This window comes from Chitinophagaceae bacterium C216 (assembly GCA_028485475.2).
GTDB classification, from domain to species: Bacteria; Bacteroidota; Bacteroidia; order Chitinophagales; family Chitinophagaceae; genus Niabella; species Niabella composti.
In genome coordinates this window covers 1,094,168-1,114,463 of the sequence record CP144143.1, presented here as the reverse complement: position 1 = coordinate 1,114,463, position 20,296 = coordinate 1,094,168, and the positions used below count along the sequence as shown (strand labels likewise).

General features: G+C 40.7%; 18 protein-coding genes. 12 read left to right on the top strand and 6 right to left on the bottom strand.

All coding sequences use genetic code 11. The features are described from left to right. Positions 1-74: 74 nt before the first annotated feature. Both PIECOFPK_RS04565 and PIECOFPK_RS04560 read right to left on the bottom strand, forming a co-directional pair. Complete coding sequence (locus PIECOFPK_RS04565) at positions 75-1,760, bottom strand: ribonucleoside-diphosphate reductase subunit alpha (RefSeq protein WP_409966623.1); 1,686 nt, start codon at positions 1,758-1,760, stop codon at positions 75-77. Positions 1,761-1,877: 117 nt separating this feature from the next. Beyond that, positions 1,878-2,852, bottom strand: coding sequence for a ribonucleotide-diphosphate reductase subunit beta (locus PIECOFPK_RS04560; protein WP_409966622.1), 975 nt, complete (start codon positions 2,850-2,852; stop codon positions 1,878-1,880). A 449-nt stretch (positions 2,853-3,301) separates the two neighbouring features. Between PIECOFPK_RS04560 and PIECOFPK_RS04555 the strand changes: the two genes are divergently transcribed. Beyond that, positions 3,302-3,790, top strand: coding sequence for a GNAT family N-acetyltransferase (locus PIECOFPK_RS04555; RefSeq protein ID WP_409966621.1), 489 nt, complete (start codon positions 3,302-3,304; stop codon positions 3,788-3,790). A gap of 43 nt (positions 3,791-3,833) precedes the next feature. Here PIECOFPK_RS04555 and purH read toward each other — a convergent pair whose 3' ends face one another. Continuing rightward, positions 3,834-5,360 carry a bifunctional phosphoribosylaminoimidazolecarboxamide formyltransferase/IMP cyclohydrolase gene (purH, locus tag PIECOFPK_RS04550; protein ID WP_409966620.1) on the bottom strand — a complete coding sequence of 509 codons (1,527 nt, stop codon included), beginning with the start codon at positions 5,358-5,360 and terminating at the stop codon, positions 3,834-3,836. A 32-nt stretch (positions 5,361-5,392) separates the two neighbouring features. Beyond that, positions 5,393-7,465 (bottom strand): ComEC/Rec2 family competence protein, encoded by a 2,073-nt coding sequence (locus tag PIECOFPK_RS04545; protein ID WP_409966619.1) that lies wholly within the window; start codon positions 7,463-7,465, stop codon positions 5,393-5,395. A 253-nt stretch (positions 7,466-7,718) separates the two neighbouring features. Between PIECOFPK_RS04545 and atpA the strand changes: the two genes are divergently transcribed. The 6 genes from atpA (at position 7,719) to PIECOFPK_RS04515 (ending at position 14,361) form a co-directional block, all read left to right on the top strand. Then, positions 7,719-9,302 carry a F0F1 ATP synthase subunit alpha gene (gene atpA, locus PIECOFPK_RS04540; RefSeq protein ID WP_330973225.1) on the top strand — a complete coding sequence of 528 codons (1,584 nt, stop codon included), beginning with the start codon at positions 7,719-7,721 and terminating at the stop codon, positions 9,300-9,302. A 106-nt stretch (positions 9,303-9,408) separates the two neighbouring features. Further along, the gene (locus PIECOFPK_RS04535) at positions 9,409-10,119 is read left to right on the top strand and encodes a LytR/AlgR family response regulator transcription factor (RefSeq protein WP_409966618.1); all 711 of its coding nucleotides are present in this window, start codon (positions 9,409-9,411) and stop codon (positions 10,117-10,119) included. A gap of 2 nt (positions 10,120-10,121) precedes the next feature. Then, the gene (locus PIECOFPK_RS04530) at positions 10,122-12,248 is read left to right on the top strand and encodes an ATP-binding protein (RefSeq protein WP_409966617.1); all 2,127 of its coding nucleotides are present in this window, start codon (positions 10,122-10,124) and stop codon (positions 12,246-12,248) included. Between the two features lie 59 nt (positions 12,249-12,307). Further along, complete coding sequence (locus tag PIECOFPK_RS04525; protein WP_330973222.1) at positions 12,308-12,715, top strand: hypothetical protein; 408 nt, start codon at positions 12,308-12,310, stop codon at positions 12,713-12,715. A gap of 19 nt (positions 12,716-12,734) precedes the next feature. After that, positions 12,735-13,649 (top strand): hypothetical protein, encoded by a 915-nt coding sequence (locus tag PIECOFPK_RS04520; protein ID WP_409966616.1) that lies wholly within the window; start codon positions 12,735-12,737, stop codon positions 13,647-13,649. A gap of 208 nt (positions 13,650-13,857) precedes the next feature. Then, complete coding sequence (locus PIECOFPK_RS04515) at positions 13,858-14,361, top strand: hypothetical protein (RefSeq protein ID WP_330973220.1); 504 nt, start codon at positions 13,858-13,860, stop codon at positions 14,359-14,361. On the opposite strand, the gene pdxA is transcribed toward PIECOFPK_RS04515, so the two are convergent. Continuing rightward, positions 14,321-15,412: a 4-hydroxythreonine-4-phosphate dehydrogenase PdxA gene (gene pdxA / locus PIECOFPK_RS04510; RefSeq protein ID WP_330973219.1), complete on the bottom strand. Its 1,092-nt coding sequence runs from the start codon at positions 15,410-15,412 to the stop codon at positions 14,321-14,323. The genes PIECOFPK_RS04515 and pdxA overlap by 41 nt on opposite strands. Positions 15,413-15,587: 175 nt before the next feature. Here pdxA and rsmA point away from each other — a divergent pair, with 175 nt between their 5' ends. The 4 genes from rsmA to PIECOFPK_RS04490 all read left to right on the top strand — a co-directional run bounded on the left by rsmA (position 15,588) and on the right by PIECOFPK_RS04490 (position 18,354). Then, positions 15,588-16,340 carry a 16S rRNA (adenine(1518)-N(6)/adenine(1519)-N(6))-dimethyltransferase RsmA gene (gene rsmA, locus PIECOFPK_RS04505; RefSeq protein ID WP_330973218.1) on the top strand — a complete coding sequence of 251 codons (753 nt, stop codon included), beginning with the start codon at positions 15,588-15,590 and terminating at the stop codon, positions 16,338-16,340. A gap of 22 nt (positions 16,341-16,362) precedes the next feature. Continuing rightward, positions 16,363-17,295: an NAD(P)-dependent oxidoreductase gene (locus PIECOFPK_RS04500; protein WP_330973217.1), complete on the top strand. Its 933-nt coding sequence runs from the start codon at positions 16,363-16,365 to the stop codon at positions 17,293-17,295. Between the two features lie 124 nt (positions 17,296-17,419). Beyond that, positions 17,420-17,893 (top strand): transcription elongation factor GreA, encoded by a 474-nt coding sequence (gene greA / locus PIECOFPK_RS04495; protein WP_330973216.1) that lies wholly within the window; start codon positions 17,420-17,422, stop codon positions 17,891-17,893. 71 nt (positions 17,894-17,964) lie between these two features. Continuing rightward, positions 17,965-18,354 carry an HIT family protein gene (locus tag PIECOFPK_RS04490; protein ID WP_330973215.1) on the top strand — a complete coding sequence of 130 codons (390 nt, stop codon included), beginning with the start codon at positions 17,965-17,967 and terminating at the stop codon, positions 18,352-18,354. A gap of 35 nt (positions 18,355-18,389) precedes the next feature. Here PIECOFPK_RS04490 and PIECOFPK_RS04485 read toward each other — a convergent pair whose 3' ends face one another. Next, positions 18,390-19,556: an MFS transporter gene (locus tag PIECOFPK_RS04485; protein WP_409966615.1), complete on the bottom strand. Its 1,167-nt coding sequence runs from the start codon at positions 19,554-19,556 to the stop codon at positions 18,390-18,392. 134 nt (positions 19,557-19,690) lie between these two features. Between PIECOFPK_RS04485 and PIECOFPK_RS04480 the strand changes: the two genes are divergently transcribed. After that, entirely contained in the window at positions 19,691-20,284 is a 594-nt protein-coding gene (locus PIECOFPK_RS04480; protein WP_330973213.1) for a 5' nucleotidase, NT5C type, read from the top strand. Positions 20,285-20,296: the final 12 nt, after the last annotated feature.

Genomic DNA, 20,296 nt, shown 5'->3' with positions numbered 1-20,296 from the left:
TTACAAGTTAAGAGGGTTTCATCTTTTGTAAGCAGCAATAAAAAACCCGGCTTAAGGCCGGGTTGTTAAATGTTTTAGGCTTCGCAACTTGTACAACTTACCAAACTTGTAACCAACTCTTTCGAAACGCTTTGGCTACGCTGATAATAAAGCGTTTTGATTCCCAATTTCCAGGCTTCAATAATCAGCATATTCACGTCCTTAACCGGAAGGTTACTAGGAATGTTAAGATTCAAGCTTTGTCCCTGATCTATATATTTCTGGCGAATAGCAGCCTGTTGAATAATCTCTAACTGACTAATCTCTCTGAAGGTTTTAAACACGGCTTTCTCTTCAGTAGTCAGTTGGGGCAGATGCTGCACACTTCCGTGATTCAGCATAATACTGCGCCATGTATCTTCATTATCGATCCCTTTTTCGGCCAGCAGTTTTTTCAAATATTTATTCTGACGCATAAAGTTACCTTTAGCGAGACCAGCCTTGTAATAGTTACTGTTGAAGGGTTCGATACCGGGTGAGGTCTGTCCTAAAATAGCCGAAGAAGAAGTAGTAGGAGCTATAGCCAGCAAGGTAGTGTTACGGCGCCCATAACCCTTCAGTAATTCGGGTTCTCCGTAAATGCGTGCCAGATCAGCCGTAGCCTTTTCAGCCTTTTCTCTAATATCAGAAAAAATCTGTGCCGTAAGCTGTTTCGCACGCATACCTTCAAAGGGAATCATGTTGCGCTGTAAATAGGAATGCCACCCTAACACACCTAATCCTAAGGCTCTGTGGCGTTTTGCAAATCTATTGGCGCTGGCCAGATAATAATTATTTTCGGTTTTGTTGATAAACTCCTGCAGCACGGCATCGAGGAAGAAGATGGCCAAACGCACAGTATCGGTATCTTTCCACTCGTCGTAGAGTTCCAGGTTTAATGAAGATAAGCAGCATATAAAGGACTCATCAACTGTTGAAGGCAGCATAATCTCGGAGCAAAGATTGCTGGCCTTAATGATGTAATTCTGATCTTTATATACCTGCGGCTTATTACGGTTAACGTTATCAGTAAAGAATATATAAGGCAGCCCTTTCTCCTGACGGCTTTCCAGTACTTTAGCCCAAATGGTTCTTTTTTGTCTGTCGCCGTCGATCATATCTTGCATCCAATAATCAGGTACGCACACACCAAAGAAAAGATTCTGAATTGGATGGCCGATACTTTTAATCTGCAGAAACTCTTCAATATCCGGATGATCGATATCCAGATATGCGGCAAAAGCCCCGCGGCGTACACCTCCCTGAGAGATGGTGTCCATCGCCGTATCAAACAATCGCATAAAGCTTACCGCCCCACTACTCTTTCCATTATCAGTAACAGAGCTACCACGGCCACGCAGCTCACCAAAATAGGCTGATGTACCGCCCCCGATTTTGGTCTGCATGATTACTTCACCCAATTTATGTGTAATGCCTTCGATATTATCAGGCACATGCACGTTGAAGCAGGATATGGGTAGCCCACGCTCGGTACCCATATTGGCCCAAATCGGAGAGCTCAGGCTCATCCAACCACGCTCCACCATTTCCATGAATGCCTCTTTCAGCTCGGGCTTATACAAACGTTGCGCTGCAGCCGTACATACACGTTCAATAGCTCCTTCTACGGTTTCACCCTTCAGCAGATAACCACGGTTCAGAATCTGTTCACTTTCTTCATTTTTCCACCACATCTTCTCTGTAACCGGTGCATTCTGTATTATTGGTTCCAATACTTCCATTTTCTTAAGATTTTAACACGTTTGTATAATGAGTTTATATGGCAAGCAGCTCTTTCAGTATTCATCTCTCCCATCCGATAAATTACCGGCATTTCCACCTTTCTGAATACAATGGCATTAGAACAGATCGTCTGCTGTAATGCTTTTATCGTGCTTCGTATAATCCACGGGACGTTTTGCAAAGAAATCGTCCAGACTATTGGCAAATACTTCCTCCTCGAACCAACGCATCGGGCGATACTGCTCAGGGCTGATAAAATAGATGGAGGACATGCCTATTTTATTCAAACTATCATCTACACGATATTTGATAAAATTGATGAGATCTTTCTTATTGAGAATATCCACGTCACCTTCTTCAAAGATCCATTCTATAATTTCTTCCTCAATTTCGATAGACTCTTTTACCATGTCGGTAATGCGAGACAGCGTTTCGTCGTTCAGTACTTCAGGATATTCTTCTTTTATTTTATTAATAAGATAAATACCCGCATTAGCATGAATTTGTTCATCCACCGAAGTCCATGCAATAATGTTGCTTACATTCTTCATCCAGCCTTTGAATCGGGTAAAGGAAAGTATAATAGCAAACTGGCTGAACAAGGATACGTTTTCTATCAAAATGGTAAACAAAATCAGAGCGAGGCTGTACTCCTGCTTATCGTTGGATTTGGTGTTTCGCAACACGTTCGACAAATAGTCGATACGACGTTTGATACTCGGAACCTTAATGAGTTCTTCAAATTCATCGTTATACCCCAGCACTTCCAGCAGACGAGAATACGCCTCACTATGACGAAACTCACACTCGGCAAAGGTGCTACCCAGTCCATTCAGTTCCGGTTTGGGAAGATGATTGTACAGATTGCCCCAGAATGTTTTTACGGCTACTTCTATTTGGGCGATAGCCAGCAAAGCCCGTTTTACCGCATTGCGCTCCGGATAGGTAAGGTGACTGTGGAAATCCTGCGTATCGGCAGTAAAATCCACCTCGGAATGTACCCAGAACGACTTATTAATTGCCTCGGTAAATTGCAGTACTTCCGGGTATTCAAAAGGCTTGTAATTAACACGTTTATCAAACAGTCCCATATCTAAATCATTTATGCCTTTCGGCAGTTTTTTAAAATATATTAGGGCGACGAAGTACCTTAAGCCTTACAGGCTTTCAAAAAAACCAAGCTTTACAGCCGATCCCTTCTTATTAGATTCTTATTTTTTACAGTAAGATTTGTACTCTCTTTCTCATCGGCATCCACCCTTGTGCACCGCATATTACAGCATCGGAGAACCAATTGCACTCGGGTAGCAAATCCCTAATGTGTATACAAATTAATCGCATAAAAAAGAGAAATTCTAAAGTTGTTATACACATGATGTGAGAAACTTTGGTTGTTTTTTTGCAATCTTGGCATGCATGCGGATTACAGCCCATACATATAATTTTTTTATAAATTCTGCTGCATTTACTGTCATACATGCGTTATAGATTGGTAATAAAAACATAACCTTCTAAACTTTTAAATTGTTATACTGATAAGATGATAATCAGAAAGATCAAAGAATCTAACAACCCTATACTCGCCCAAATAATACGTGACACATTTGACGAGTATAATGCTCCTCGACCAGGTACCGTTTATACAGATCCAAGAACAGACAACCTGTATGATTTGTTTAAAACCCCTCGCTCCGTATTATGGGTTGCGGAAGTAGATAATGAGGTTGTAGGAAGTTGCGGCATTTTCCCTACCGAAGGCTTACCGGCAGACTGTGCAGAACTAGTAAAGTTCTATCTGAAAAAAGAAGCCCGAGGTGTGGGTGTAGGAAGAGCACTTATGGAAAAAAGTGTTCAATCCGCCATCGAGATGGGATACAAACAGCTTTATCTGGAAAGCCTTCCTCAATTTTCGGGGGCCGTTAAAATGTATGAAAAGCTTGGGTTTACGCATCTCGACCACCCTATGGGTCAATCGGGACATGTGACCTGCAATATATGGATGATAAAAAATTTAGCCCCTATCTCCTAAGAAAAAGGGGCTATTTATTTTCAATGAGATTATCAGTAACGATTTAATGCTTGAAATGTCTCATACCGGTAAGTACCATGGCTAGGTTATTTTCCTTACAATAATCGATTGAGTCCTTATCGCGGATGGAACCGCCCGGTTGAATGAAAGCTGTTACTCCTGCCTTGTGCGCAATCTGCACACTATCATTAAAGGGGAAGAATGCATCACTAGCCAGTACAGCGCCGTTCAGATCAAATCCGAATTGCTTTGCTTTTTCAATGGCATGACGCACGGCATCTACCCTGCTCGTTTGTCCGGCACCTTTACCTACTAGCTGTTTATTTTTTACTAATGCAATAGCATTCGACTTCAGATGCTTACAAATGATGTTGGCAAACTCCAGATCAGCTTTTTCCTGCTCAGTAGTAGCTCTGCCTCCCTCCTCTTTCCAATCGGTATAATTACCTTGGTCGGTTGCCTGTACCAGTACTCCGTTAAGTACTGATTTGAACTGTTCTTTGGATTGAGGCAATTGCTTTAATTGAAGTAATATTCTGTTTTTCTTTGACTTTAGAATATTAAGAGCAGCCTCTTCAAAGCCTGGAGCTATCAGCACTTCAAAAAAGATTTCATTAATGGCATTAGCCGTATGCTCATCCACAACACCGTTGGTCACCAACACGCCGCCAAATGCGCTTTCCGGGTCGCCCAGTAAAGCGGTACTCCAAGCGTCGGCAGTAGTTTTGCGAGCAGCAACCCCACATACATTGGTATGTTTAATGATGGCAAATACCACATCTCCACCCTGCGGGAACTCAGCAATTAACTGCACGGCAGCATCTACATCCACCAAGTTATTATACGAGAGTTCCTTTCCGTTCAGCTGAGTAAACAATTGTTCCAAATCGCCGTAAAACACGCCAGGCTGGTGCGGATTTTCGCCATAGCGCATGGTTTTAGGCTTAGGCTCTGAATGGAGGAAATATTCCGCTTCCGGATTATTAGTATTAAAATATTTAGAAATAGCTACATCATAGTGGGCTACTATCTCAAATGCTTTTGCAGCAAAGGCTTTACGTTGTTCTAAGGTAGTTTCGCCGTTTTGGGTTTGCAGCAGTTCGGTTACAGCGGCATAATCTTTTTTAGCAGCCACTACCAACACATCTTTAAAGTTTTTCGCAGCCGCACGAATCATGGATGGTCCACCTATATCTATCTTTTCGATGATTTGCTTCTCATCATTTGTAGAAGCTACCGTTTCTTCGAAAGGATACAAATCCACAATCACTAGGTCAATCTCAGGAATTTTGTATTGAGCCATTTCCTGCACATCGGTTTCCACATCACGTCTGCCTAAAATACCTCCGAACACAGAGGGATGTAAGGTTTTTACACGGCCGCCCAGAATGGAAGGATAGGTGGTAAGACTTTCCACCGGCACCACCTGAACTCCTAAATCTTCAATAAACTTTTGCGTTCCTCCGGTGGAGTAGATGGTAATTCCCAGACGGGCTAACTCTTTTACAATAGGCTCCAGACCGTCTTTATAAAATACTGAAATGAGTGCTGATTGAATTTTTTTATTCATGATTTTGAGAAATGAGCCGCAAAAGTACGCTATTAAAAATTCATGACAAAAGCCCCATCCGCAACTGTATAATGAAAAGGCACCTGTAATGAATCGCAAACGCGCTTCCAATAGCGTGCTTTCCCCGCCGGCACAGAGCCATCGGCTACAATATGCTTTGGAGTTAGGTGGTTAAAAAATTTATCAGTTGTTATGCGAGTATTGCCCGAAAACACTACAATATCAACTGGTATAGTGCCACTTAGATTGGTTTCATTAAGTGCTTCATTTATCCATAAAACCTTCTTGCCCTGAAAAATGATGGCATTTCCATGGCGAGAAAATCCTGCCATCACCTCCGAACGACGCACGCGCTGAAAAGTGCGGGCCGGATGCAGGGTAAATGTTTGCACCGCAAAATCCTGAAAGGCTGCATTATCACCGACTGCATAAAAATTTCTTCCACCAATAAAGTCCATCACACCATAGCGGGGAATATGATATACTACTATTTTACGTTGCCTGTCTACCTCATAAATAGCCCAGGCTCTTATGGCCCAAAAAAGAAATATGGCGGCTAGCACTGTCCATAAGCCCGCCTTATTTTTTTCTCTCAGCCAAAAAAACATTGCTGCTATAACAATATATAATAATACTGTTTGCCCGACACCTATCTGTATTCCCGACCATACGGCCAAAGGAAAGGTGCCCATTATTTCAATAAATGAATTCAGCCACCATATTAATCCTTCAAGAATCTTACCCATCTCTACTGCCAACAGCCGAACGGGTGCTATTACTGTGAGCAACAGTGTGCCCACGAGTACCATGCTGGATGCCGGCACCACTACCAGATTGGCCAGTAAAAAATAAATGGGGAACTGATGAAAGTTGTAAAGCGCCAGAGGCGTAGTAAGTATTTGTGCAGCCATACTTACTGATGCTAGTTGCCATACTTTATTTAAAATTTCGTTTCGTACATACAGTAAATTATAAATCGGTTTATAAAACACTACAATACTCAACACCGCCATATAGGAAAGCTGAAAGCCTGCATTCCACAGCCAGTAAGGATTATAACAAAGCTGAAAAAAGGCCGCAGCTGCAAGGATATTATAAATAGAGGTATTGCGATTAATTTGTCTGCCTATCGTAATAAAGGTAAACATTACAGCTGCTCGTACCACAGAAGCCGCTCCCCCAGCTACAAACGCAAAACTCCACAAAATGAGCAGTACAAGTAGGGTGTGCAGCCATCGGGTAGTACTTTTTCTTAATAAAGGCTGCAATACGATATTGATAACCCAATACAGCATCGCTAGGTGCATCCCTGATACAGCAATTACATGCACCACGCCGGTATTGGTATAAGCCTGCAATAGTTCCTTATCTAAGTCTTCTCTGTATCCAATAAGCATCGCTTCGGCCAAACCTTGCTCCTTCGGATCTTTGATATATTGGCGGATGGTCTGCAGCACATAGCTTCTCATCTTGAAAATCAGCTTCTTCCAAGCCGAAATATTGTTTTCGGAGAGCTTTACATATTCCGTATCTGTCAGATAAATGGTATGGGTAATTTCATTGAAAAGTGCATACCTTTTATAATCAAATGCTCCGGGGTTACCTGTATTACGAATTTCCTGCAACGACTTTTGAAAAAGTAGTTGGTCGCCTGCCTTTAAATGAGCATTGCAGCTGTCTTTGCTGAAATAAATAATAATACGCCCTCTTACTTTTTGTTTACTATCCTCCGCAATACAGTATTGCACTTGAGCTTCAGCTTTATAAGAGCGTTCCTTCTCTACAGGAAACTCCTGTAAGACGGCCACAATAGCCTGCTCTGCGCTGTAGTGATGCCCCATCCATAAAGGGTGATTGCGGACATCTTTGGTATATGCCAATAACATCCCTACTGCGAGCATAGCAGCACCTAGTCCGGCACCGCTCAGCCAACTATACTTCCATCTCGCAAACCCTTTTAATAAAGAAAAAAAGCTATAAAGTGTTCCCCCAATTAATAGAATCAAGACTCCTATCTTGCCCGGCGGCTGCAGGTACCACTGAATGAGAATGCCCGATGCAAAAGGAATGAGCAGCTTTACAAATGGATTTTGCCTCAAAAACATTTCATCCCTCCATTTTTGATGGTATTTTCCTTAGGTTAAAAATCAGGCTCCACTTGGCAAATCTCCCATCGCTCCGAAATTTTTCATAAACCTACTAAAAATGAGCAACTTATCATATTAAATAAAAAAATACTTTCATCCCGCTTGAATGCCTGTACATTTTTTTGTTATAAACTTCCGATTGCCTACTTTTGCAGCCTGAAAAAACGCTGTATTGCAGCAACCACAATAAATTTTTAAAACAAGAATATATATGCCTGAAATTAAACCCGACGAAATTAGTGCCATACTAAGGGAGCAGTTAAGCAATTTTAATGCTCATGCCGATTTAGAAGAAATAGGAACTGTACTTCAAGTGGGCGATGGCATAGCCCGTGTATATGGACTTGGAAACGTTCGCTATGGTGAGCTAGTTGAATTTGAAAATGGGGTACGCGCCATTGCGTTAAACCTTGAAGAGGATAACGTAGGTGTGGTACTGATGGGTGAAGGCAAGGATATTAAAGAAGGTTCCAAAGTACGTCGTACCGGTCAAATCGCTTCTATCAAAGTAGGCGAAGGCATGGTAGGACGTGTAGTAAATACGCTGGGGCAGCCCATCGATGGTAAAGGCCCTATTACCGGAGAACTATATGAAATGCCATTGGAGCGTAAAGCCCCTGGCGTAATCTTCCGTGAACCGGTAAAAGAACCGCTGCAAACCGGTATCAAAGCTATCGATGCCATGATTCCTATTGGTCGCGGACAGCGTGAGCTCATCATCGGTGACCGCCAAACCGGTAAAACAGCTATTGCAATAGATACAATTATCAATCAAAAAGAATTTTATCAGGCAGGCAAACCTGTATACTGTATATACGTAGCCATTGGGCAGAAAGCATCTACCATTGCCGGAGTAATGAAAACACTCCAAGACCATGGCGCCATGGATTATACCATTATCGTAGCTGCTTCTGCTTCTGACCCTGCTCCATTGCAGTTCTACGCACCTTTTGCCGGTGCTGCTATAGGAGAATATTTCCGCGATACCGGACGTCCTGCTCTTATCGTTTACGACGACCTTTCTAAACAAGCGGTAGCATACCGTGAGGTGTCTCTGCTGTTACGTCGTCCTCCAGGACGTGAGGCATATCCTGGTGATGTATTCTACCTGCATAGCCGTCTGCTGGAAAGAGCTGCGAAAATTATCAACAACGACGAAATCGTTAAAAACATGAACGACCTGCCGGATTCTATCAAACATCTGGTGAAAGGAGGCGGTTCCTTGACTGCTCTTCCCATCATCGAAACTCAGGCAGGTGACGTTTCTGCATACATTCCTACAAACGTAATCTCCATTACCGATGGTCAGATATTCCTAGAATCAGGCTTGTTCCTATCCGGTATCCGCCCTGCGATCAACGTAGGTATCTCCGTAAGCCGTGTAGGTGGTAATGCGCAGATTAAATCGATGAAAAAAGTGGCCGGTACACTGAAACTTGACCAAGCGCTTTATCGCGAGTTGGAAGCTTTTGCTAAATTCGGTGGAGACCTCGATGCAGCAACCAAGAACGTAATTGACAAAGGTGCTCGCAACGTGGAAATTCTGAAACAGGCACAGTATTCTCCGTTCCCAGTAGAAAAGCAAATTGCTATCATTTACTTGGGTACACAAGGACTGCTGAAAGAAGTTCCGGTAAACAAAGTGAAAGAGTTTGAAGAACACTTCTTAATGGAAATGGAAAACAAACTCCCAGATGTACTGACTGAATTCAAGAAAGGTAATCTTCCTGAAGAGGGTATCCAAAAAATGGTAGAACTTGCCAACACATTGATACCTCAGTACAAAGCAAAGTAATTTAGCTTCAACAATACTTTTGACATATTACGAAAGGTCCTGTAAATATACAGGGCCTTTTAATTTTATATTGTAACCACGAATACTTAAATTAGCAGAAAAAGCGATGGTGCAACGCCCTTTAAATTGTCTTATTATCGATGACAATCAGGTAGCAAGGGTCCTACTTAAACAAATTCTATCCAAAATCGAAGGCATTCATATTTTGGCGGAATTTGACAATGGCCTAAGCGCGAAGAGTTATATCGAAAGCAACCCCGTCGATATATTATTTCTAGATATTGAAATGCCCGATATCAGTGGGTTGGAGCTATTGAGAATGCTGAACGAAAGACCCCTCACAATCCTCACTACTGCCAAACAAGGCTACGCTGTCGAAGCTTTCGAGCTAAATGTAGTCGACTACATTGTAAAACCATTCTCCTTAGCTAGAGTGATGTTGTCCATTGAAAGGGCGAAGGAGCTTCTCAGTCATAAAAATGTTGAGATTAGCAAAGAAACCTCTAGCGATTTCATTTTCGTAAAAGACAATAAGATCATTCGTAAGATAGATATGAACGATATCCTTTGGGTTGAAGCCAAAGGAGATTACATCAAAATTTATGTGCCAGAGAAGAGCTATGTAGTACATGGAAGCCTAAAGTCTATCGAAGATAAATTCCCTTCAAACAAATTTATTCGCACCCACAGGAGTTATATCATAGCTTTAAATAAGATCGATTACATAGAAGACAGGGTCGTGTACATACATGATCATCCCATTCCTATTTCTGAATCCTACCGCGATGCTCTACTGAAGACCCTACAGTTATTATAAGTATGGCAAAAAATAAGGAATATTCTTTCTTTTCGATTGTTGTCTTGGCGCTCGCCTTAATAGCCCTCTTTGTAGTTACACAATTTTTTACAAACAAATCCACAAGAGCGCTGAATGAAGGAAACAAACAAGCTGTTGCAACTTTTCTCATTAACAATAGTATACAGGAACTTGTAAACCTGTCTTTCGACCTACAGAGCAAATTCAAAGATCGCAATTTAAAGGTAAATAGTACCAGAATAAGCCAGCTGAAAGACTCGCTCACTATGCTGGGTTATAATACCGATATTATTACATCTTACACTTCATCTAATAGTCATGAGATTTCAAATATCATTAGAAATATTATTGAAGAACAATTGAATATTTCAGAGTCTATTTTAAATACACATATTAGTGGCAATGTGCAGGAAAAAAATAAGCTAATCGATTCTTTATACAAAGTAAGTCCTGGAGATAAGGTATACGCCAATTGTCTTACACTACAGGCTTTTCTAAGAAAGAATCTTCAAGAAACGCTCACGCGAAACTCGGAGCAAGCCGGTCAGCTTTCACTCTATAATAAGATTCTTGCATTGTTTGCCATTATTACCATACTGGTAATGTCAACCATCATTATTAAAAGACAATCCCAACAATTAAAACTGATTGCGGAACTACAAGCTGCAGAACAAGCAGCTCTAAAAAGTAAGAATGCTAAAGATGAGTTTCTGGCCAATATGAGCCATGAATTAAGGACCCCGCTGAATGCCCTTATCGGTTTCGGGAATCTTTTAAAAGATACCCCTTTAAATAAACAGCAGAGAGAATATGTAGACATGGTACGGTCCGGAGCACAAAACTTACTCAACATTGTAAACGACGTACTGGATCTATCAAAAATTGAGGCAGGCAAACTTAAAATGGTACATAAGCCTTTCAATCTGTATCATTTGTTTAACAGGCTGGAGAGAATGTTTTCAAATGCCATTAATGAAAAAGGGCTGCATTATTCCTCTTACATCGAATCCAAAGTACCGGAGCATGTCATTGGCGATATCGAAAGATTACAGCAAATCTTCGTGAATCTAATTGGGAATGCCATAAAATTCACCAATGAAGGAGAGATAAAAGTCACCGCCAATGTGGTATGGATAGATGAAGATGATAAATATTATAAACTAGGATTTACGGTAAAAGATACCGGTATCGGCATTCCTAAAGATAAAGTAGCTGCCATTTTTGAGCGCTTTGAACAACTGGAACAAGGTGTGCAAAGACAATACGGAGGAACAGGCCTCGGACTTACGATTGCCAAAAATCTGGTGGAAAGAATGGGTGGCACTATCTCGGTTTTTAGTGAAGTAAATGAAGGCTCCGAATTTAATTTCACTTGTATTCTGGAGAAAAATACCAATCCCGTATCAGAAGAACAATCCTTCATAACAATCGATAAATTACCTGAAGGAAAGGTGCTGATTGTTGAGGACAATAAAGCCAATCAGATTCTGTTAAAACATATGTTTGGCAAATACGGATTAAAACCGAAAATCATTGACAATGGCCTGGAAGCAGTAAATCTGTTGGAAAAAGAAACATTCGATTTAATTTTTATGGATATACAAATGCCAGAAATGGATGGATATACTGCCATTGGCATTCTCCGTAACGAAAAACAGATCTCTACTCCTATAATTGCAATGACAGCATATGTATCGGAAACCGAAATTATAAAATGCAAAAATGCCGGGTTTACCGATTATATTTCAAAACCAGTTGATGAGCAATTGCTTATTAAAACCACAGCAAGCTATTTGGAGAATATTCAGAATAACAACCACCATACTCTTAACTATTTGTATGAATTAGTAGGCAATGACCCTGATACTGTTGGAGAAGTAGTACAGGCAATGAAAAACCAGTGGGAACTGGATAAGGCAGAACTTATAGAGGCTTTCTCGCAGCAGGATATTGGAAAAGTTAAAAAGATATTACACAGATTAAAATCAACTTTTTCGCCTTTAGGCGCAGAACACCCTGTTTATAAAGCTATAGGGAAGTGCAATTTCACCACTATGGAAAATAAAACACTCGACTTACAGCAATGCACTTCATTTATAGATGACATAGAAAAAGAGATTAATGTATAAAAATTGCCATTAAAATAATTATCCTTTCATCTCACTCTTAGCCATTCCAATTTTATCTTATGAAAAGAATAATTACGTATCAGCAGACTAGTAAAATATCACTTATCATATTATGGACAGGAGGAATATTACTTTGCTTCGCTATGTTATATGCGTGGCATCAACAAGATAGAAATAGTTCGAAAAAATACACTAACTTCGTACAAAACACTGATATACATGTATACGAATTATTACTTACGTATAAAGATTTTCAATTAGATGAAAATGTCAATCTTATTAATATAAATCTTAATGCAGACCCTTCTGCAATAGTTCCAGAAAATATTAATGACTCTACTACATCAGTTAGTACTACTAACACCAGAAAGCTGATTTATTCCAAAATACTCGAACAAAAAATTAAGAAAATATCATCTCGGGAAACAGACTCGCCGGGATTTACAATTAAACCATTACCACAATAAATTCTCGAATTAAAAAATTATGAAGAAATATCATTTAGGTATATTATTTATCTTAATAACCTTTCTTATAAGTTGCGGAGTTAGTAAAAAAGCAGCTCTTACACATGAAAAAATTAGCTTAGCCCGACGAACCATTAGCCAGGACTCTGTATTACTGGACTCTCTGGAGTCAAAAATGGAACGACAGGTTGCTAATAGAAGTATGGACTCGTCTGTAGCAAACAACATTCAAACGATTATTGAAAAGCTGCAAAACGATCTCAAGAATATTGAAGAAACCGTTAATGCAGCCGACCTTATTGCTCAAAATAAAGCCAACCTGAGAGGGAAGAAATATTACCACTATGCCAACAACTATCTGAGCAAAATCGACTCTTTTCACTTAAAAGAAAGCTACAGGGAGCGTGTATATGAGCTATTGAACGAAGCAGTAAGTGTGGATGCCTTTCGTAAATATCAGATGGGGGCATTTTTTAAACCGGGTGCATACAAAATCCCCTATTCAGCTTCAAAAGTGGTAGAAGAGCACTTCAAGCCGGTAATTGATTCCATCATCAATCGATCCAACAAATACGCGGATATTACGCGTAGAGTTCACATTGTATTAGTAGGTTATGCTGATGCACTATCCTTCAGTCCCAACACACCCCTTTATGCACTACTAAAGTCCTATACACGCGAAGAAAATCCAGAAAAAGGTCTACTTAATCTTGTTCTTTCCAATTTAAGAGCTAACGAACTACTCTACCATATCAAGATGTTGGTAAAAGAAAATGCTACCCGATTTAATTCGTATAACAACCTCAATATAGGATATGTGGCTTATGGCCGTGGGGAAGCACTCCCCTTTCCTAATATAACCGATTATCAGGTCGATGATGAACGACGCAGAGTCGTGGTTTTTTACTGGTCAGTATTACCCGATTTGGGATAACGCCAATTAGCTTCCATCGAAAAAATTCGGTAATCTATCTCCATAAATTACCTAGTTCATCGAAAATATCTTCACACGATATTGATATCGCTGTACCTTCACGGCGGTTTAGAGGGCTTAGAGTGGGCAACGGCGTCTTTCTAGACAATACGTATGCCCCTCTTTCTTTTTTAAACCCTAAGCCTCTATAAACTATAAAATAAAAAAGATGGAACTTTCTGTACCAGTAGATGAAAGACTTATTGAGTTGGCACTTTATTCAATAGGTCAACCAATCCACAAAAGCCAAATAGAACTTGCCATCAATAATATCGTCAAAACTACCCTATCCGAGCTAAACAATCGGTGTAAAAATCCTGAAAAGTCAGTAGAATTTATTCGTATAGCCAGAGAGTGTGCTTCCTTATCAGGCCCCATAAAACTATCATCCTATCAGGATATTCTGGCTAAAGGGCGCAGTTTGAATTCTGAAATCTTTGGTATTGAGCTGATAAATATTATCGATCAAATAGCAGAAGAAACGCAACTAAAAAGAAAAATGATAAACACCCTTATGGCCATTACGACACCCCTCACCTTATACAAGGTGTACGATAGTAGCAAGAGTGTCGCCGAAAACAATATTGTTCAGGAATTCTATAATTACCTTTCCCAAATAGTCAGCAGCAACATTAATCTGACTGCTCCTCCAATTCTTCGTCAGGCAATTTAGCGGTTACTTCAGGCATCACTTTCTTTATAGGGTTAGCCCGCTGTTGCTGGTATTCCAACCGTTGTTTGATAATATCTATACAATAATAGATGGCACTTGAAAAAGACTGATGATCCGCTACACCCTTACCGGCAATATCAAAAGCCACTCCGTGATCAGGTGAAGTACGCACTATATTCAATCCTGCGGTATAATTTACCCCCGCCCCTATAGCTAGTGATTTGAAAGGAATCAATCCCTGATCATGATACATAGCCAGCACGGCATCGAATTTCTCATACTGCCCTCGGGCAAAAAATGCATCGGCACTATAAGGACCGAATGCAAGGATATTCTCATTTTTAGCTTCCCTGATGGCAGGCTTGATAATAGCTTGCTCTTCATTGCCAATCAACCCCTCGTCTCCTGCGTGCGGGTTAAGGCCGAGTACAGCTATTCTGGGACGACTGATACCGAAATCCTTTTGCAATGAATCGTTCACGATTCTAAGCTTTTTAAGAATAATATCGGTATTCAAATGCGCCGCTATATCCTTTACCGGCACATGCTCGGTAACCAAAGCCACCCGCATATTTTCGGCACACATAATCATTACCACTTCCTCTGCTTCAAAGGCACTCTTTAAATAAGGGGTGTGCCCTGTATAATTAAACGCCTCTGACTGAATATTACTTTTATGAATTGGGGCCGTAACCAGTCCCTGTATATGTCCTTCCTTCAACGCTTGAACGGCCGTCTGAAGAGATATTAAAGCATATTTTCCACCTACTTCGTTCAGCACCCCAGGTGTTATGTTAACGTCCTCTTCCCAACAACTAAAAACATTTATTTGCTTATGATTAATCCTCGAAAAATCTCTTAAGGAGCTAAAGTTGAAATTATTTTCCGATAAGGTTTTGCGGTAAAAGCTAATGGTTTTATTATTAGCAAATATCACCGGAGTACAGATATCCATTATGCGATTATCGGAAAGAGACTTTATAATCAGTTCAATTCCAATTCCATTTAAATCTCCACAAGAAATTCCAATAACGGGTTTATTACTACTCATAATTTATTAATAATCAAATTACTCCTGAATTTCAAAGTTTTCCTCACAGGAGGCACAGCATCAAAAGTCATTCGGCACTTCTATGGAAAATTCGTATGCAGGGTTGTAAAAATAAAGAAATTCTTTTTAGGCACTGTTTTATTCAATTTTAAGTTACACATTTACCTTTGCACCCATGTATTCACTAAAAAAATCCTTAGGGCAACATTTTCTGAAAGACGAAAATATATGCCGTAAGATAGTGAATGCGCTGGAACAGGAACCATTGACCCATTTATTAGAAGTGGGACCCGGTGGTGGCGCACTCACTAAATATTTAATACAACTCCCCGGAGTTGATTTTAAAGCCATAGAGGTAGACGAAGAGAAGGTTGTATTCCTCAAAAATACCTATCCGCAACTTCAGGATAAGATTGTACACCTAAGCTTTTTGGATGCCACACCTCCTTTTACTGACGAGTTTACCATTGTTGGCAATTTCCCCTACAACATTTCCACCCAGATACTTTTTAAAATTCTAGAATGGAAAGAACAGGTGCCGGTGGTTGTGGGCATGTTTCAAAAAGAAGTAGCGCAGCGCGTTGCAGCTCCTGCTGGCAACAAGGTTTACGGCATTCTCAGTGTACTGATACAGGCTTTTTATGATGTGAAATACCTTTTCGATGTGCACGAAAACTGCTTTATGCCTCCACCTAAAGTAAAAAGCGGAGTAATTAAGCTATACAGAAAAAAAGAAACAGCCCTTATGCGCAGCGAACGCGATTTTTTTACATTGGTCAAAACGGCATTCAACCAGCGTAGAAAAACCATGCGCAATGCCACTAGGGCATTATTCGATGATACCATTCTGGTAGATGACCAGTTCAATAAACGCGCCGAACAACTCACAGTAAACGATTTTGCTGCACTTACATTTAAAATGAAATAATGTTTATTTTCTATTAACATATATGAAGAAGAAAAAAGCAATCATTACCGGAAACGCACATCCTTATTTACAACAAAGACTGTCAGAAAAGGGTTACGAAGTGTTATACGAACCCAAAATCACCTACGAAGAACTGAAGGCTAAAGGCGAAGATGTGACAGGTCTCATTCTCACCACACGCATTAAGGTGGATAAAGAACTGCTGGATGCCATGCCCAATCTAGAATGGATCGGAAGACTGGGAAGCGGCATGGAGCTCATAGATGTAGCATATGCAGAAAGCAAAGGAATACTTTGCGTTAGCAGTCCCGAAGGCAACCGCAATGCTGTGGCCGAACATTCCTTAGGTATGCTGCTAATGCTCATGAATAAAATGAATGTGGCCATCCCTCAGGTAAAACAGGGCATATGGCTGCGCAATGAAAACCGGGGTATCGAGCTGAGCGGAAAAACGGTAGGAATTATCGGCTATGGTAATACCGGGAGTAGCTTTGCGCGCTTATTACAACCCTTCGACGTTACGGTATTAGCTTACGATAAATATAAAAGCGGGTTTGCTAGCGGCTTTATTAAAGAGGCCTCGCTGGAACAAGTATGTCGCTATGCCAACGTTATCAGCTTCAACGTGCCCCTAACCTCCGAAACACATTATATGCTTAATGAGGAATTGATAGGACTCATGAAGCAAAAGCCCATTATATTAAGTGCCTGTCGGGGAAAAGTAATCAATACAGCTGCTTTGATTAATGGACTGAAGCAGGAGCAAATTTCAGGCGCCTGCCTTGATGTGCTGGAAAACGAAAAGCTGGATACCTATACCGAAGCCGAAAAACAGCAATTGAATGAACTATTATCATTTGATAATGTGATAGTTACACCACATATTGCCGGTTATAGTCACGAGGCTTTCCTGAAAATGGTAACAGTAACGCTTCAGAAATTGGGACTTGACTAGTCTTTAACATTTCATTATTTGGTTTAAGACAAACGATTTATTATATTTGCTTAAATAGCAACGCTCTGGAATATTATGTGCCGGAGCGTTGTTATTTTTTTGTTGAATGTAAAATGAAAAAATTATGAATGCGATTCAGTATGTTACCAAGGAAACGCTGGAGCAAATGAAGGAAGAATTGCAGCGCTTAAAGAGTGTGGAACGTCCTGCTGCCAGCAAGGCCATTGCAGAGGCCCGTGAAAAAGGAGATTTAAGAGAAAATGCGGAGTACGATGCAGCCAAAGAGGCCCAGGGCTTACTGGAAGCAAAAATTGCTGCCTTAGAAACCGCTTTGGCTAATGCCAGGGTAGTGGACGAAAGCACTATTGACACCAGTAAGGTATCTATTCTGACAAAAGTAAAATTGACTAATCTTAAAACTAATAAACAAGTTACATATCAGCTGGTTAGCGAACAAGAAGCAGATCTGAAGGCTGGAAAAATATCCGTTAACTCCCCCATCGGAAAAGGTATTCTTGGTAAATCGGTAGGTGAAATAGCTGATGTGCAAGCTCCAGCGGGCTTGTTAAAGTTTAGAGTTGACGAAATCTTTATTTAGAAAAATTATCATCTTATCCAGAAACCGGCATACGCCGGTTTTTTTATTATAATTGCGAAAAAATAGCTGCCATGACCATATTCTCCAAAATAATTTCAGGTGAACTGCCTTCTTATAAGATTGCTGAAAATGATAAGTTTATAGCATTTCTCGATATCATGCCGCTGCGCAAAGGGCATGTGCTGGTAGTGCCTAAGGTGGAAATTGATAAGGTTTTCGACCTCCCTGATGAGTATCTCTCCGAAATTCTCGTTTTCGCCAAACCCATTGCAAAAGCTATTGAAAAATCTTTTGACTGTAACCGTTGCGGTATCAGCGTAGTAGGTATTGAAGTACCGCACGCACATGTACATCTAATCCCCATTAACGAAGCCAACGATCTCAATTTTACTCAGGGCAAACTAAAGCTAAGTGAGGCGGAAATGAAGGAAATTCAACAATTGATTATCAGCAACTTATAAATATGCTGTACTTCTTCTAAAAGCTGGTGACATGCTTAACGCAATGCCCAGCTTTTAGATTTTATGCCATATCGAAACATAAAAGTTACAGTAAGTAGCAGACCCATCATAGCCATTAGAGCCCCCACAAAAGCCGGGTACTGGAATCCCAGCCCCCACGTAATGGGCAATCCGCCCAAATAGGCTCCTATAGAATTGGCAATGTTAAACGCCGCCTGCATAAAAGCGGCCCCCATCATAGCCGACCGATCGGCTGATTTAATCATTAAAATATTGATAGGCGACCCTACCGCCATGGCCAATAAACCACAAATAAAGGTAAGAATTACCGAAATTACCTGATTTTCAGAGAACAAAAACACAGCCGATAAAGCCACTGTTAACAACAAGAATAATATTATAGCAGCTTTTTCGGGAGCCATTTTATCGGCCATAACACCTCCCAACAAATTGCCGGCAACCATACCCGCTCCAGCTACCAACATCAGGTAGGACACCGCTTTTAGTGAAAAGCCCGAAACATGCGTCATCAAAGGAGATATATAGCTAATCCATGCAAACAGTCCTCCAAACCCGATGGAAGTAATCAGCAAAATCAACCAAGCTTTACCAGTAGTAAAAAACTGAAGTTCTTCTCTTACATTACTTTTTTCTATCCGAATGTCGGGTAGCCACATTTTTAAAAACACAATGGTCAGTATCCCAATGAGAGCCACAATTACAAAAGCATATCTCCAGCTTGTTACATGTCCTAAATACGTAACCAGCGGCACCATTACTAGATTGGCTATGGTGAGCCCGGCAAACATCATCGATATCGCCTGGGCTTGCTTGCCCTCCTGTGCCATTCTTGAAGCCACCACGGCTCCTATTCCAAAGAAAGCACCATGGGGCAAACCCGACATAAATCGGGCCACCAACAAAGTATAATAACCGGGGGCGGCAGCCGATAAACCATTAAATATGGTAAACAAAACCATCAGCACCATGAGCACTTTCTTGGGATTGTGTTTTACCGATGCGGCTACCAGCAACGGGGCCCCTACAATAACGCCCAACGCATATGCCGAGATCAGATATCCTGCCGTAGGAATACTAATTTGTAATGAAGTAGCCACATCCTGCATAAGTCCCATAATCACAAACTCCGTAGTACCGATGCCCAATCCTCCTAACGCAAGTGGAAATAGATTCCTATTCATAAACAACTGTCTTTCAATATAATATACAAAAAATAGTCGTGTAAAAAATACACAAAGGTAGGAAGTTCTCCGCACCCTTTTCTACAAACTTTGTAATTTTGCGCTCTTCCTTTAACACCTAAATTCAAAAAAAGATGAAAACAATAGCGGTAGATATGGATGGTGTGCTGGCAAATTGTATACAACAGTTCATCAATTATGAGTTTGCAGAAACGGGAATAAAAAGGCCTATAGCCGAAACCATTGGCAAGCGCGAATCAGAAGCATTTCCTAACGGAAGAGCTTACCTATACCAGCCGGGATTTTTCAGAACCATGCCTGTAATAGAAGATAGCCGAGAAGCTTTATATAAACTGTGTCAAGAATATGAGGTGCTTATTGTAAGTGCCGCCACTGAGTTCCCGCAGTCACTTAGCGAGAAACAAGAATGGTTGAATGAGCATTTTCCTTTTATCAGCTGGAAGCAAATGGTCTTCTGTGGTACTAAAACTATGATTAAAGCTGATATCATGATTGATGACCATTTTAAAAATTTAGACCCTTTTAAAGGTCGCACCATATTGTTTACTCAACCCCATAATCAGCTGGCCGATGCAGGAAGACATACACGTGTGCATTCGTGGAAAGAAATCGAAAGATTGTTATTACGTAAATCGCAGCTGGAAGCTATTTGGGATATGGAGCGGGCTTCCGCTCCAGTAACACCAGTCATCAGCCAATACGCCTAATATCGAAAGATA